This is a genomic window from Lactiplantibacillus sp. C232, from assembly GCF_023806725.1.
GTDB lineage: Bacteria > Bacillota > Bacilli > Lactobacillales > Lactobacillaceae > Lactiplantibacillus > Lactiplantibacillus plantarum.
The window spans coordinates 43,052-59,224 of record NZ_JAMSKZ010000016.1 but is presented as its reverse complement, the minus strand read 5'-3'; the positions used below and the strand labels follow the sequence as shown (position 1 = coordinate 59,224).

Here is a 16,173-nt window from a genome sequence, read left to right as displayed (position 1 = left end):
CTTATTTTCCCAGTGGATGCCGGGACGTGTAGCCTTGATAAATCAGAAGGCTGGCCGCCACACTGGCATTCAAACTTTGAACATGACCAATCATTGGAATGGTCAACATTTCGTCCACACTCTTCTTAAGTAATGGTGAAATTCCCTTACCTTCATTACCAATAATCAAACCAACGGCACCGGAAGCATCCCACTGTCGGTAGTCCGTCCCGTTCATATCAGTCCCAAAGATCCACAGACCGGCTTCTTGCAATTGTTTAACCGTTTGAACCAAGTTCGTCACCCGCGCAACTTTCACGTGTTCGATAGCCCCCGTTGACGTCTTGGCAACCGTACTGGTTAACCCCACGGCGCGCCGTTTCGGAATAATGATGCCATGGGCGCCAGCTGCATCGGCCGTCCGCATAATCGAACCTAAGTTATGGGGATCTTCGATATTATCCAAGATCAAGAAAAATGGCGCTTCATTCTTAGCCTTAGCAACAGCAAATAAATCATCAATGGTGGCATATTCAAAAGCAGCCACCCCCACAGCTACCCCCTGATGGTTGGCGTTGTCGGTTAAACGGTCTAACTTTTGTTTCGGCACGTACTGTACGATCAAATTACGTTTCTTCGCAATCTTGGCAATGTCATTCAGTACATCGGCCTGTAGACCGCTTTGAATAAAGACTTTGTTGATCTGTTGATCACTCTTGATTGCTGCCATGGCGGGGTGCCGCCCGATTACAAAGTCAGCTGCTGTTTGGTCTTGTTCGTTATTTGACACTGGAAACCCTCCCTTCATCAACTTGTTTAATACACCACTGTGCCAGTTCTGCAATTCGGTCCGCCTGCTGAGTCAATTGTAAATACCCAAAAACGGCTTCAAAACCGGTTGAGATCCGGTAAGTGACGACATCGGTATGTTTGGCCGACGTATGACTCTTGGCATTCCGTCCACGCTTAAAAACGTCCACTTCAGTTGGCGTTAAAACTTCTTCGGCCTGCATCCGTTCGATCAGTGCCGCTTGCGCTTTGGCTGAAACATAGTGGGTCGCGTGGTGGTGCAACTTAGTGGCTTTAGTAAAACCACTTTCAATCAAATGTTGGCGAATAAACGGTTCATACACCGCGTCACCGAGGTACGCGAGTGCAATCCCGTTTAATTGTTGATAATCAACTTGCATATTATTCCTTTCTAAACCGCACACCCTGAGGCGTATCTTCTAAAATAATCCCCTGAGCTTTCAAATCATCACGAATCTGGTCGGCCTTAGCAAAATCCTTAGCTTTACGAGCAGCTTCTCGTTCATCGATCAGTGCTTGAATCGCGTCATCAGCCAGCGTCGCATTAGCCGTTTCAAAAGTGACGCCGAAGACGCCAGTCAACTGCACTAATGCCTTCTGTAAGGCAATCAACGTCTCTTTTTGAACCGTTGCCTGGGCTGCATAGACATTGGCTAACTTAGCTAATTCATACACAGCAGCCACCCCGTTTTGAACATTGAAATCGTCATCCATTGCGGTTCCAAAGTTAGTGATGAGTGTCTGTAACTGTTCTGCCACCGCAGTATCCGTCCCGTTCGTCGCATCTTGCAACCGGAACGTGAGATTACGATAAGCATTACGTAACTTATCCAAGTTATTAGCTGCTTCGTCTAAGTTGGCCTGCGTATATTGAATCGGTCGCCGGTACTGGGTCGTCGCCATGAAGAACCGTAGCACTTGCGGATCAACCGTTTTAATAATATCGTGAACCGTCACAAAATTACCTAATGACTTACTCATCTTTTCGTTGTCATCGCCAACCGTCACAAAACCGTTGTGTAACCAATAATTGGCAAACGTCTTGCCGGTCTTCGCTTCACTCTGGGCAATTTCATTTTCATGATGTGGGAATTCAAGGTCCTGACCACCACCATGAATATCAAACGTATCGCCCAAGTACTTAGTAGACATGACCGAGCATTCAATATGCCAGCCGGGCCGACCCGCACCCCATGGCGATTTCCATGAAATTTCACCGGGCTTGGCCGCTTTCCAGAGTGCAAAGTCAATTGGATCTTCTTTACGATCGGTTTCTTCATCGGCAGTATGCTGACTGGCACCCACTTCTAAATCATCGATTCGCTGGTCAGATAACTGACCATACTTTTTAAACTTCCGTGCGCGGTAATATACGTCGCCAGCTGATTCGTAAGCATAGCCCTTTTCAATCAATGCTTGTACAAATGCAATGATTTCTGGGATATTCTCAGAGGCCCGCGGGTGAACCGTCGCTGGTTCAATATTGACCGCAGTCGTATCTTCCATAAAAGCTTTAATAAATCGGTCAGCAACTGCTGGTACCGTGGTGTGATCTTCAGCGGCACGTTTGATCAGCTTATCATCCACATCCGTGAAGTTGGAGACATAGTCAACGTGGTAACCGCAATATTCAAAATACCGTCGGATAGTATCAAAGGCAATTGCAGAACGCGCATTACCGATATGAATATAGTTATAAACGGTCGGCCCACAGACATACATTTTCACGACTCCGGGGGTGATAGGCTTAAACGGTTCTTTTTGACGCGTTAACGTATTAAAAACACTTAACATATTGGCGACAACTCCTTTCAATTGAATCATTACTTTTGATGATAGTTTACCATGTTTGAAACACAAATAAAAAGCATCCCTCGCACGGCGGAACCGAAACTCCACCATACAAAAGATACTTTCATATGCAGTCACGCGCCACTGGGTAACTTTCGCGATACTGAGATAACGCTCACCCGGGGACTAGCTTGCTGACCGCACGATGTATTAATTGCGTTGTCTTGCTGACGACGACCGCCACTTACGACAACCAACTAATATTTTAATAATCCATTCATTACTTGGCGAGTTCCGCAATCATAGCATCGAGATGCTTCTTGGTCGTTTCACGCCCTAATAATTCAATCGTTTCTGGTAATTCTGGCCCGTGCATTTCGTGAGAAACGGCGATCCGGATCGGCATGTATAATGCCCGGCCCTTGATCTTCGTATCCTTTTGAATGCTCTTGATCGTCTTTTGAATTGCGGTTGCTTCGAAGACGTCAATATCTTCGATTCGTTGCCGGAATTCCTTCAAGACAGGGAGTGCCGTGTCATTATCAAGTTCGGCCTTAGCTTCATCATTGATATCAGCCGGACCATTGAAGAAGAGATCTGCTAAATCAACGATTTGACCAGTATAGCTCATCTGGTTCTTAAATAATGAAACCAACGTCCGTGTCCATTCAATCTGGCTCATATCTGGGCGTTGTGGTAACCGGCCAGCCTTGATCAATTGGCGAATTGACATTGCAAAGACTTCATTTTCGTCAGCCTTCTTAATGTACTGGTTGTTCACCCATTCCAACTTCTTGCCATCAAAAGCTGCTGGTGACTTGCTCAACCGCTTTTCATCATACATTTTGATGAATTCGCGCTTACTGAACAATTCACTTTCGCCAACTGGTGACCATCCTAGTAGGATGATGAAGTTAAGCATTGCTTCTGGTAAGTAACCCAATTCACGGTATTGTTCGATAAATTGCAATACGGTTTCGTCACGCTTGCTTAACTTCTTACCGGTTTCGGTATTGATAATTAAGCTCATGTGGCCAAACTTCGGTGGTTGCCAACCAAAGGCTTCATAAATCATCAATTGCTTAGGCGTGTTGGCAACGTGGTCATCACCACGGAAGACGTGGCTAATTTCCATCATATGGTCATCAACAACCACCGCAAAGTTGTACGTTGGCATCCCGTCACGCTTCTTGATGACAAAGTCGCCACCAACCGTCTTGGATTCAAACGAAACTTTACCTTTAACCATGTCATCCCAAGCATAGGTCGTATTTTCTGGGACGTGGAAGCGAATAACGGGTTGGATACCAGCCGCCTTAGCAGCCGCGATCTTCGCCTGTTTTTCGTCTTCCGTCATGCCAGCAAATTCGTAGACGTAGTGTGGCATTTCCTTACGCGCTTTTTGAGCTTCACGTTGTGCCGACAATTCGTCTTCCGTCATGTAAGATTCGTAAGCTTTACCTTCATCAATTAATTGTTGAATCAACGGGTCATAGATTGATTTCCGTTCTGATTGACGGTAAGGGCCAAAGTCGCCACCCTTATCCGGACCTTCGTCCCAATCAATCCCTAACCACGTCAAATTGTCCATCTGACTCTTTTCACCGTCTTTAACATTCCGCTTTAAATCGGTGTCTTCAATCCGAAGAATGAACTTTCCCTTATTATGCCGGGCAAATAAATAGTTAAACAATGCAGTCCGAGCATTACCAATGTGTAAATGGCCAGTTGGACTTGGTGCGTAACGCACACGAATCTTGCTCTTTGCCAATGTGATTAACGCCTCTTTCGTATTTTTTCATCTTAAATGTTACGCCGGAACCTTTCTATCGACCAGAATATTCCGACTTTCACTTGCTTTTCCAGTTTACCATGTTTACCGCTAAAAATTAAGGTTTCAGACTGAACCCATTGTAAAAATATCGAAACAGGCCCTAATCGTACACTAACAACATCCCAATTTATTGACAATGAGCATTAACCCTCCTATTTTGTTGCGATTCGGCCGCCTCCCTTACGACGTCCTGGATTAGTCATCATTGAACAAAAAAACGGTAGCCCCCATCAAATGAGTTGCTACCGTTGAATCGCTTAACCTAGTGCCGATTATCGCGATTATTATTTCGATTATTACTATGATTATTGTTGTGCTTATTATTTCCATCCGCATGATCCGGAATTCCGCGATTAGCGTGCGCTAAACGGGCAAAAATCATTCGACCAGCATCCGTTTGTAAGGCGCTCGTTACAACGACATCCACCTTTTCATTGATGTAAAACTTCCCATCTTCGACGACAACCATCGTCCCATCGTCCAAGTAACCGACCCCTTGTTGGCGTTCGCTACCATTTTTGACGACCATGACATTCATCTCTTCACCAGGAATAACCCGTGGTTTCAACGACTTAGCCAACTGATTAATATTGAGAACTTGTACGTTTTGGAACTCAATCACCTTATTCAAGTTGTAGTCATTCGTCACGATCACACCGTTGACTTTTTTAGCCAATTGAATGAGTTTACTATCAACTTCTGGAATATCCTCAAAATCGCCCTCGTACATTTCAACCGGGATAATATTTTCATTTTGTAGCTTATTTAAAATATCTAGCCCGCGACGACCCCGCACACGTTTAATACTATCAGCTGAATCCGCAATGTACTGTAATTCATACAAGACGAAGTTCGGTACTAACAGTGTCCCTTCTAAGAAACCAGTCTTGACAATGTCGTAAATCCGGCCGTCAATCAAGATGTTGGTATCTAGAATCTTATAATGATGATAGTTCTGATCTGGCTGAGCATCAGTAATCTCCGGACTTGTTTCCTTTTCACGACGGCGGAAGTTGAAAACTTTCCGCCACTCGTCGATCCGGGTAGTCCCGACTCGCGCACCAATGTAACCAAAAAACAACATCAAAATAATTGGGACGACCGTGTTCAATAGGAATAATGGACTACGATTAAATAATTGCGAAATCAGAACCGCGATCAATAACCCAATAATAAATCCGATACTGCCAAATAAAAGTGTCATTGGGTTTTGCTTGGATAAGTTCTTTTCGACTCGATCCACCAGTCGTACAGCGGCATTGGCTAAGAACAATGACAAAACCCATAGAATCAGCGCCCCCAACAAAAAGTTGGTAAAAACGTTATTCAATAACACATTTGGTTGCGACAAAATTGTCGTCCACAAGAACGGCAGGTAAGTTAGTCCTAACGTACCCCCGACGACAATAAATACTAGTCGCACCGTTAACTTCTTCATGGCATCAGCCCCTTTTTAATAATTTGGTTGTTGTAATGCTAATTGGAGCGCTTCTTTTAGCGTGGCAACTCCAATTACTTCGATTCCAGTTGGGATATCCCAACCTTGCAGATTATTCTTAGGAATAAAGATACGTTTAAAACCTAGCTTAGCCGCCTCACCAACTCGTGATTCAATCCGGTTGACCCGCCGAATCTCACCAGTCAAACCGACTTCACCAACAAAACAGTCACTCGGACGAGTCTGCTGGTCACGATAACTAGAAGCCACACTGACCGCAATAGCTAAGTCAATCGCCGGTTCATCTAACTTAACGCCACCGGCCGCTTTCAAATACGCGTCCTGGTTCTGAAGCATTAGACTCGCCCGTTTTTCCAACACTGCCATAATCAAGGAGACTCGATTATGATCCAAGCCACTTGCGGTCCGCTTCGCATTACCAAAGACCGTTGGCGTTACCAGCGCTTGAACTTCTACTAAGATTGGTCGTGTTCCTTCCATTGAAACAACGATGGCGGAACCCGTAGCATCCTTCAGACGTTCTTCCAAGAAAATCTCTGACGGATTGGCCACTTCATACAAACCGCCCGTCCGCATCTCAAATATTCCCAGTTCATTCGTTGACCCGAATCGATTCTTGACTGCCCGTAAAATGCGGTACGTATGATGTAAATCACCTTCAAAGTACAAAACGGTATCAACCATATGTTCTAAGATCTTAGGCCCCGCAATGGCACCACCCTTAGTCACATGGCCCACAATAAAAATGGTAATGCCGTTAGTCTTCGCAATTTGCAGTAGTTCAGCCGTAATTTCACGGATTTGTGATACTGAACCAATCGCAGAGTCCATATCAGGTTCTTGCATCGTTTGTACCGAATCAATGACCACAAATTCTGGATGCGTCGATTCAATCGTTGAACGAATATTCGACATATCAGTCTCAGGATAAAGATAAAAGTCTTCACTGCTAACAGCCAGCCGGTCCGCCCGCATCTTCACTTGGGAGGCACTTTCTTCACCAGTCACGTATAGTACAGAACCACCCGTCTCGGCCAATTGCCCCGAAACTTGCAGTAGTAACGTTGACTTACCAATACCTGGATCACCACCGATCAAAACTAGTGAACCTGGCACAACACCGCCACCTAAGACCCGGTTGAACTCTTTCAGCTTAGTCTTGACACGCGGTGTCTTAGTCAGCGACACTTCTTTGAGTCGTTGTGGCTTAGCCGACTTACCCGCAAAGCTCACCCGCGACTTGCGGTCCGGTTTTGTATCAAAATGTTCTTCAGTTAGTGTATTCCATTCACCACAGTTCGGACACCGTCCTAAATATCGCGGTGTTGAATAACCACAGTTAGAACAAACAAACTGAGTTTTTGCTTTTGCCACGTACACACGTCTCCATTTCTCCGCCAACATATCAATTTAATGTTGGGTATTGGAATTTCTAAAATAATTACTTCATCCGCGTCACACTGTCATGAGTCATGATTAAAACGTGCCGTTTTTTAAATTTAAAAGCAGCCAGCTTAGGCCCGCTGGAAACAGTCCGGGTTAGCGTAAACTTGCTTAGTTAATTCGTCCTACACCGACCTCCAGGCATTTCTGCCAATTGCCGGAACGCGGTGGGCACAGATTTGAGCCGAAGCCCACGTCTTAAATACTGGCCTTTCACGCTTTTATGCCATATTGGTGAAACGTGTTCGGGTCAGACTGAGACTTCACACTCTTGCAGTACTGGGCATTGTCAGAAACACCTTCCAGTCGGGATGGTATTCGAATAGCTGATGAAGATGTACTCAACTTTTGATGAATTGGTCGTTGTTTTTCATAAACGGTAATTTTCTCAATCAACTGTCAGGCCGAAAATGATATTGTGATGACTTACTATTTCTGAGTTACCAGTCATAATACATTGAACGTTTCGACAAAGTAGAGAATACATTCTGATGTTTCGCTCAAAGTTTTCGTATCAAAGTAGTCAGCAACCAATTGTACCAAGTTAAGCGGCCGTTTATTTGCCATTCGAGCGGCTTCCCGGCTGGAGGGGCTGGGTGACAATGCTCAGTAGCCAAATTATTCTTAGGCGGAAGTGTCTTTCTTCCGGCTTAGAATAAGACTCGTATTTGAGATGACGCGGGTTATGCGTTAGCTCAAATCGACGTCGGCTTACGTTCCAGCAATTGTCACCCAGTCCCGGAGGTCGGAATAGGATAGTCATTGCAGACGAACAGAAATCTATCTAATTGGCACCTTTTAACCATGATTCTTACTAAACAAACAGCCAGCACGATGCAGACTTACATAATCAATCAAACTCAATTAACTGGATCGTCATTTTCATGCTATGGGTATTCACAATCATAAGTTTATTTTACCATTATTAATCATTAAAGCCTTTAAATCACCTTGGCTTTACCGATTTTTTATTATTTCCTATTTATTGGTCGAACCGAAGCCCCCAGAACGTGTCGTTGTCACATTCGTTTCATCCGTAACAGTCAGATAAGGGGTAAAAATCCCTTGGGCAATGCGTTCACCCTTTTTAATGTGAACGTCGCGAATCCCCATGTTGATTAATTGGACAAAAATCGCGCCTTCATTCTTGGGATTGTTATAGTAGTCAGCGTCAATGACGCCAATCCCATTCGGTAGAATCAAGTTACGCTTCAAGGGGTTGCTGGAACGATTGGCTAATAGTAAGTATTCACCTTCATTCATAAATGCCTTAATACCCGTTGGAACAAGCCATGGTTTAAGGACTTTAGCCGCCGCATCCAAATCGGCTGCAGAACTCGTTTCACCATGATGTATTTGCCAAAGTACTTTGATAAAGTTCATTTTCCAAATTGACGGTAACGTAAAATCTTCCGCCGCTTCGAAGTCATAGCCAGCTGCTTGCTTGGTGGTGCGGTAAGGTACATGTAACCCCGCCTGCGCGTATTGACTTACAATTTCAAATCCCCGTGCCATTTCAAATTCCTACTTTCTCAACATTAATTTAGTGTTCACATTTTACCATACTTTTATTATAGAAGTTTCGTTGACAAAACGGGCAATTACCGGTTTAATTACGGTAGATATAAAACCCTTTACAAGGTGGTGAAATCAATGGAATTCACGCGTGAAGCACACCGCTTTTATTTTAATGACGATCACGGCAAGTTGGCTGGTGAAATTACCTTCCCCGCCATCAATAATGATCAGACCTGGGTCATTGAACATACCTTTGTTCGTGACGATTTTGGTCATCAGGGCATTGCCGGCCAATTAACCAAAGCCGTTATTGACGCCGCTCGAGTTGAACACAAACGTATTCAGCCACTGTGTACCTACGCTAAGGCTTACTTTGATCGGCACCCTGAAGCTGCCGACGTATTAGTCACTAGTTCTCAATCAAAGGAGTAATTCATATTATGAATCAGGATCAGTTAAAACAACTTGTTGGTCAAAAAGCCGTTGAATACATTCAAGACGGCATGCAGGTCGGCCTCGGAACCGGCTCAACCGTTAAATTCATGGTTGATGCTCTGGGTGAACGGGTCAAAAATGAACATTTAAACATTGTCGGCGTCTCAACCTCCGACCGAACCGCTGCCCAAGCTAAGGCGCTCGGTATCCCGATGAAATCCGTTGACGAAGTCGACCATCTCGACTTAACGATCGACGGTGCCGACGAAATCGCCGATGATTTCCAAGGCGTTAAGGGTGGTGGCGCCGCCTTACTCTTCGAAAAAATCGTTGCCATCAATTCTGATAAAGTCATGTGGATTGTTGATGAAAGCAAAATGGTCCATCAATTAGGTGCCTTTGGCTTACCCGTTGAAGTGATTCCTTACGGCAGCCAACATGTCTTTGAAAAAATGGCTGCCCGGGGCTATAACCCAGTATTCCGTAAAGTCAACGATGAACTCGTCCGGACCGATTCTAATAATATTATCATCGATTTACACATCGACCCAATCACGGATCCCCACGCTTTAGCCGAAGATTTAATTCACATGGTTGGTGTGGTTGAACACGGCCTGTTCTTAGACATGGTCAACACTGTCATTGTCGGTCATGCCAATGGTCCCGAGGTTATCGAAGCACGACCATAGTTTTGTGCGACTTCCCGCTTGCCCCACCCGTCATAAACCGATACAATTAGAATTAGATTAAAGGAGAGTGATCTTTTGAGTAAAGCAATCAGTATGAACCAAATTGCTAACTTTCAAGCCGACTTGGACCAACGTCCCGAAGCAAAAGTCATCGAACGTAGTGTCACTAAGAACGGTATCTTAGCAAGCAGTCAAGATATTCAGGCCATGAGCCAAACCACACCAGTATTTTCCATTGATTTGGATACAGGTGACGTTGCGAACCAAAAGCAAAGTGGCCGTTGCTGGATGTTCGCCGCTTTAAACACGATGCGGCATTCATTAGCTGAAAAATTCAACTTGAAACATTTCGAACTATCACAAAACTACACCTTTTTCTGGGATAAGTTCGAAAAAGCGAACTATTTCTATGAAAACGTGTTGGCAACCGCTGACCAACCAACTAGCAGCCGTAAAGTTGCCTGGTTGATGACCACGCCACAACAAGATGGTGGCCAATGGGATATGCTCGTTGCCATTATTCAGAAGTACGGTATCGTGCCTAAGAGTGTCATGCCTGAAACTTACAACAGTTCAAAATCGGCTGAAATCAACAGCACACTTAACTTAAAGTTACGTAAAGATGCCGTTGAATTACGTGAACTAGTGGCTGCCGGAACTAGTGACGACGCGATTCAAGAACGCAAGGAAAAAATGTTAAATGAAGTCTATCGCATGTTAGCCTATGCCTTTGGCGAACCCGTTTCACATTTTGACTGGGAATATCGTGATGATAAGAAACAATACCACATCGACCAAAACTTGACGCCACAAAGCTTCTTCGAAAAGTACGTTGGCTGGAATTTGGACGATTACGTTTCAATCATCAACGCCCCAACCGACGACAAGCCTTATAACCATACCTACACGATTGAAATGTTAGGTAACGTCTTAGGTGGCCGTGAAGTCAAACATTTGAACGTGTCTATGGCCGACTTCAAGCAATTGGCCATCAAGCAATTACAAGCTGGCCAAAGTGTCTGGTTTGGTTGTGATGTTGGTCAATCCTCCGACCGCCAAAAAGGGGTCATGGCTACCGATGTCTACAGTAAAGATGAATTATTCGACGTTGACCTTTCAATGTCGAAGGCTGAACGTCTTGATTACGGCGAAAGTCTGATGACCCACGCCATGGTTATCACCGGTGTCGACCTCGTTGACGGCCAACCAACTAAGTGGAAGGTTGAAAATAGCTGGGGCGACAAAGTTGGGACTAAGGGCTTCTTCGTCATGAGCGATGCTTGGATGGACGAATACTGCTACCAAGTTGTTGTTAACAAGGAATTCTTGTCCGATGACTTAAAGGCAGCCCAAGCCGAAGAACCAACTGTTTTAGCACCTTGGGATCCAATGGGTGCATTAGCCTAATTAAGTTTAATGGGCCATCTAAATTAAGCACCATCACTGCTTTAGCGTGATGGTGCTTTTTGGACTGCATTAGACTTAACTACCGCTCAAGGAACTACTAACAACAAACAATAAAAAAATCGACCAAACTCGCGTGAGTTTAGTCGATTTTTTTATTATTACGTTTACTTATAGCAATCACTATTATAATTATTTATACATCTGTTTAAGCGTACTAATTTCACGAGTCGTAATATGTGCTGCTCGATGCGACTGGTAATACATCACCGCACTCTTGTTGTTCTCGTGCTCTAGTCCCAGTGCATGTCCCAATTCATGGGTCGCAACGGACAGCTTATATTCTACCGAATGATTGCTGGCTGGAAAGCGATTCGTATAAATCACACACTTCGCCGAATCCATCCAAGTTGTTCCTTGCGAACCACTTTGATAGTACGTCCGCCAAGTCCGGCCGATTTCCGATCCGGTCGTCTCCGTCTCGTCTTCACTCTCGCCCAACGTAATCTGGACTTTCGCTTGGTCCTTAGCCTCAACTAACCTCACCGCGTTAGTGTTATTCCAACGTTCCACGGCTCGTAGCCAAATCGCTCGATACACCTTGCTGTCACTCGTGATCCGATACGTGATGACCCGACTCTTAAAACGGGCCTTATAGTTCAAAACCTTAGTCCCGTTATTTATATAATCATATTGATAGTTATCCATCTGATCATTGTAGTAGACCTGATCATGCGTCGTATCGTGACCACTAGCCTTATCCGCTTCAACTCGCGACGCATTCGGGTTGATCAGCGTACTGATTTGTGGCGCGAACATCAACAGCATCCCGCAGAAACCCAAGCTCATTATAATTAATAATAATAAATTTTTATGTTTCATCATAACGTTACCCGGCTTTCTGATCAGATTTTTGGCTGTCAAGCGCGCCAAATCGCAACTTTGTCCAACTGATATGTTACAGCGTTCACCATTCTATTACAAGTTATATATTATATTTATTTATGAAAACTGAAGGATTTTATTACATTAAAAATATTTATATTAACTCAAGCAGTTGTGAAAGCACTGTTATATCAACTTTTTAAGCCTGTATCATTTTTTGAGCACTCGTCGGCAATTATTATCAATGATTATAATTACTTATACTGGGCATTTATTTAACACTTTAACTAAAAAAAGAGCTTCAGCGTCTGCTGAAGCTCTTAACTCAGGCTCGATTAATCTGATAATGGTCTAAAAAAGCAGTCCAGATTAGCACTTACTTTAAATAAAAGTACCTCTTAGGAGAACTATTACTAAATTTAATACTCTTCTTTACCGATAACGTGCAGTTGCCGATCAAGGTGATAACAAATTGGCACTCCGTTAGCAACTTCGACACCATCAATCCCAGTATCACTAATATGCTCTAAATATTTGATCATCGCACGCAACGTACTACCATGCGCCACCACGAGTTGGTTTTGGCCGTCTAACAACCGCGGTGCAATCTCATCGATCCAATAAGGCATGATGCGGTCGTAAGCCATCTTCAAGCTTTCTCCCCGCGGTTCGACGGCGGCACCGTACTTGGTGTAACGTCGATCATGGTCTAGTTCAGCTGGTGTCAACAACGGCGGCACCGTATAAAAGCTCCGCCGCCACTGTTGAACTTGCGCCTTACCGTACTCTTGACGAGTCACATCCTTATTTTGACCACGTAAGGCACCGTAATGTCGTTCATTTAACCGCCACGTCTTATACTCAGGCAGCCATAACTGATCAATTTCACTTAACATAATATTCGCGGTAACGATAGCCCGTTTTAGGACTGAGGTATGTACAGCGCCAAACTGCAGTCCCGTAGCTCGTAATCGCTTGCCAGCTTGATGAGCCTGTGCAATACCCACTGCTGTTAGCGGGACGTCACTCCAACCGGTATACGTATTATCCCGATTGGCCGTACTCTCACCATGGCGAACCAATACTAGTTCTGTCATTCTCTTTCCCACCTACTATCTTCAATACTTCCTATGATAATCGATTTGGTTCATTTTTCAAAGTCACAACCAGCTGTTACGTGCGATAACGCGCTTGCCACAAAAAAACGGTCAAGCTGATTAATATCACCCTGACCGTCCACGATTAATTAATTTTCTTGATTTGAAACGGCGTGTGCGGCTTTGATGACATGTTCATCATCAGTGGCGGCCGCTGTTGGCTGCTCAATCGCACCCATCGTATCCCGTTCACGGAACCGATTACCGACAAAGGTCACGACGGAACCAATCAAAATCACAACAATTCCGACCACTGTCGTCCACAAAATTTGTTCATGGAGGATCAACGCTGCTAAGATTGGCGCCAACCCCGGCTTAATGAAGAATACTAGGGAAGCCGTTGAAACATCGGTTTGTTCCATTGCCAAGAAATAAAACGCGAAGCCCCCACCAGTAACACAAACGCCGATAAAAAATAGTAACCAGAAATAGTTGAGATTAACATTCACCAAAACCGGAATGGCAGCAAATTGCCGCAAACCGATGGCCGTCAACCCATTGGCGACAGCCGGAATCTTAGTAATCCAAGCTAAAACTAGAAGTTCAAACGCACCAGCAAAGAAAGTAAAACAAGTCATCGTCAGCCCATTCAAGCCCCGTTTAACAGACCCATAACGCGAGATGATACTGTACAGCCCAAAAGTCACGGCAGACCCGATGGCTAATAGCAGCCCGAGCCCATTCGTCAAATGGGCCGGATTAACAATGATCAACAACCCAATCACAGAAATCACGACGGAGATCAAGTTAGCTCTACCCAACCGTTCTCGCAGAATTAAATAGGAGAATAATAGCGCAAATACCGGATTACAACTAAACAATACGGCCACAGTCGAAGCTTGATCGACCGTAATCGCGAGTTGGTAAAGCGACATACTGACAATGACACACACTAGCCCGGTTAAAGCAAATAGCCGCCAGTCAGCACTCACTAACTTTCGTCCGGTTTGCTTTAATGCCCGCAATGCAAATGGCAGTAACACAATTGCCCCAATAAAAAATCGAATTAGATTCAATTGGATTGGGTTAAAGGCACTGCCGGCCATCTTTAGCGCAATTTCCATCGAACTAAACATTAAGGTCGAAATTGCAATGTAAAGATATGCTTTCTTCACGAAACGTTCGCTTCCTTCTTAATCAAAATTTAATACGCAACGGTTCTCAGTATAGCACCATTTTCACGTGACTTTCAAATCAGCTCAGTATACTACCTCGCTTTTATCCACGGGAAAACGCCGTTTAACGCGGAATCAGGCGTTATTTTTTTCAATTTTTAATTGCCTTTGAAAACAATTTTCATCAGGCTTGAACCATTCAATGGCATCTTGCCGCCTCAAACATCATCCAGCACGCACTCATCAGCTTGTCATCAAAAACTACCAGCGAGACGTGTTGGGACGGCCCTGAGCAGAAAGTATCTAATTGGTCAAACCTTGTTGACCGAACTAAATTGAGTTTTCATCATTAACAACCAGCAAAAAAGCACCCGCAACGCCTGTCACTAGTGGCACGCATTCGGGTACTTTTAATTTTAAGTCACACAATAATTAACGAATAAAGTTGGCTTGAACGATCACCATCAAAATCGGAATAACGATTAGGCTCAATAGTGTCGTTTCTGTCACCATGACCGCGGCATAATCGGCATCCGCCCCGTACAGTTTGGAGACAACTGGTGCGTTCGTCATGACGGGCATCGCGGACTGCAGAATGAAGACTTGCTTCATCTCCAATGGAATCGACATTGGAATAAGCATCAGCGTCATCAGTACCGGCGCAAGGATAAAACGCCCAAGTAAAATTCCCAAGCTATCCCGGTCGAAGCGCATGCTGCTTAACCCGGCGTTGGCCATTGAAATCCCAATAAAGATCATGGACAGCGGAATCGTTAGACCGCCGATATATGAGAAATCATCCATCAAGAATTTTGGAACGTGAATGTTTCCTAGAACAAGCAAGACACCAATCATAAATCCTAGTAATGGCGGTGAGAAGATCTTGGTCAGTGTCTGCTTCAAGTCAAACTTAGCGGTGCCAGTACCGTCACGTTGAATCAAATAAACGCCCAGCGTCCAGAAAATGGTGGTATTGGCCATGTAATAAACTAACACGTATGGCAATGCGCTATTCCCAAACAAGGCTTGATTAACCGGTAGCCCAATAAACACCGTATTGGAGTTCAAAAACATGGAGGCAAATAAGCCGCGATGACTCTTTTTAATATTTAAGGCTCGCATCACCCCGAACGAAATGCCAAACAAAATAGCCATATTAAGAACTGGAAAACGTAATCCTGGCAACGTTGATAATAATTTATGCGCTGTAAACTGCTTTGTGATCGTTGCAATCATATAGGCTGGTAGCGCAATTTGAGTGACCAATCGGGCAATCAGCTTAGTCGCACTTTCATTAAACCAGCCCCAGCGTGCCAACAAGTAACCAACTGCAATCATCACGATGATCGTCATGACACCTTGAATACTCTGCACGAATGTCTGTAAAATTTGCACGCTCAGTCTTCCCCTCTTAACAAATTGCTCATCATTGAATATCGCTATCAAGCTATGTAAAATAATAATTCAATGAGAATTATTCAAGTATACCACTGTTTTATGATGGCTTGTACCGTAATTTATAGATGGAAACGTTTGACGCCGGTCACAATATTACTTATAGTGTTCTATAATTGTGTTACTACTGATGCCAGTAATTTTTTGATTATTAAAATCTTTTTAAATTACTAACTTTAAGGACCAATGATTTGCTAAA

14 protein-coding genes are annotated in these 16,173 nt (G+C 44.2%); 3 read left to right on the top strand and 11 right to left on the bottom strand.

Annotated features, from left to right (window positions below):
- Position 1: 1 nt before the first annotated feature.
- The 7 genes from rlmB to MZO41_RS13465 form a co-directional block, all read right to left on the bottom strand.
- Positions 2-787, bottom strand: a complete 786-nt coding sequence (gene rlmB, locus MZO41_RS13495; protein ID WP_003640935.1) for a 23S rRNA (guanosine(2251)-2'-O)-methyltransferase RlmB — start codon at positions 785-787, stop codon at positions 2-4.
- Positions 759-1,169 (bottom strand): Mini-ribonuclease 3, encoded by a 411-nt coding sequence (locus tag MZO41_RS13490; protein WP_003640934.1) that lies wholly within the window; start codon positions 1,167-1,169, stop codon positions 759-761. Before MZO41_RS13490 ends, rlmB begins: the two co-directional genes overlap by 29 nt.
- A 1-nt stretch (position 1,170) precedes the next feature.
- Entirely contained in the window at positions 1,171-2,583 is a 1,413-nt protein-coding gene (gene cysS, locus MZO41_RS13485; protein WP_013355229.1) for a cysteine--tRNA ligase, read from the bottom strand.
- 277 nt (positions 2,584-2,860) lie between these two features.
- Positions 2,861-4,351: a glutamate--tRNA ligase gene (gene gltX / locus MZO41_RS13480; RefSeq protein ID WP_003640932.1), complete on the bottom strand. Its 1,491-nt coding sequence runs from the start codon at positions 4,349-4,351 to the stop codon at positions 2,861-2,863.
- Positions 4,352-4,676: 325 nt separating this feature from the next.
- On the bottom strand, positions 4,677-5,852 hold the full coding sequence (locus tag MZO41_RS13475; RefSeq protein ID WP_003640931.1) for a PIN/TRAM domain-containing protein: 1,176 nt from the start codon (positions 5,850-5,852) through the stop codon (positions 4,677-4,679).
- 15 nt (positions 5,853-5,867) lie between these two features.
- Positions 5,868-7,247, bottom strand: a complete 1,380-nt coding sequence (gene radA / locus MZO41_RS13470; RefSeq protein WP_003643928.1) for a DNA repair protein RadA — start codon at positions 7,245-7,247, stop codon at positions 5,868-5,870.
- Positions 7,248-8,294: 1,047 nt separating this feature from the next.
- A complete protein-coding gene (locus MZO41_RS13465; protein WP_011101073.1) occupies positions 8,295-8,831 on the bottom strand; it encodes a dCTP deaminase/dUTPase family protein in 537 nt (178 codons plus the stop codon).
- 126 nt (positions 8,832-8,957) lie between these two features.
- Here MZO41_RS13465 and MZO41_RS13460 point away from each other — a divergent pair, with 126 nt between their 5' ends.
- From MZO41_RS13460 to MZO41_RS13450, 3 genes are all read left to right on the top strand, one after another.
- Entirely contained in the window at positions 8,958-9,266 is a 309-nt protein-coding gene (locus MZO41_RS13460) for a GNAT family N-acetyltransferase (protein WP_015640000.1), read from the top strand.
- An 8-nt stretch (positions 9,267-9,274) separates the two neighbouring features.
- Positions 9,275-9,958, top strand: a complete 684-nt coding sequence (rpiA, locus tag MZO41_RS13455) for a ribose-5-phosphate isomerase RpiA (protein WP_003640926.1) — start codon at positions 9,275-9,277, stop codon at positions 9,956-9,958.
- A 75-nt stretch (positions 9,959-10,033) separates the two neighbouring features.
- Positions 10,034-11,365 (top strand): C1 family peptidase, encoded by a 1,332-nt coding sequence (locus MZO41_RS13450; RefSeq protein WP_003643927.1) that lies wholly within the window; start codon positions 10,034-10,036, stop codon positions 11,363-11,365.
- 189 nt (positions 11,366-11,554) lie between these two features.
- Here MZO41_RS13450 and MZO41_RS13445 read toward each other — a convergent pair whose 3' ends face one another.
- From MZO41_RS13445 to MZO41_RS13430, 4 genes are all read right to left on the bottom strand, one after another.
- Complete coding sequence (locus MZO41_RS13445) at positions 11,555-12,247, bottom strand: matrixin family metalloprotease (RefSeq protein WP_033607779.1); 693 nt, start codon at positions 12,245-12,247, stop codon at positions 11,555-11,557.
- A 419-nt stretch (positions 12,248-12,666) separates the two neighbouring features.
- The gene (locus MZO41_RS13440; RefSeq protein ID WP_003640923.1) at positions 12,667-13,344 is read right to left on the bottom strand and encodes a 2,3-bisphosphoglycerate-dependent phosphoglycerate mutase; all 678 of its coding nucleotides are present in this window, start codon (positions 13,342-13,344) and stop codon (positions 12,667-12,669) included.
- Between the two features lie 149 nt (positions 13,345-13,493).
- On the bottom strand, positions 13,494-14,519 hold the full coding sequence (locus tag MZO41_RS13435) for a DMT family transporter (RefSeq protein WP_003643926.1): 1,026 nt from the start codon (positions 14,517-14,519) through the stop codon (positions 13,494-13,496).
- 432 nt (positions 14,520-14,951) lie between these two features.
- Positions 14,952-15,914: an AEC family transporter gene (locus MZO41_RS13430; RefSeq protein ID WP_003643925.1), complete on the bottom strand. Its 963-nt coding sequence runs from the start codon at positions 15,912-15,914 to the stop codon at positions 14,952-14,954.
- Between the last annotated feature and the right edge of the window lie 259 nt (positions 15,915-16,173).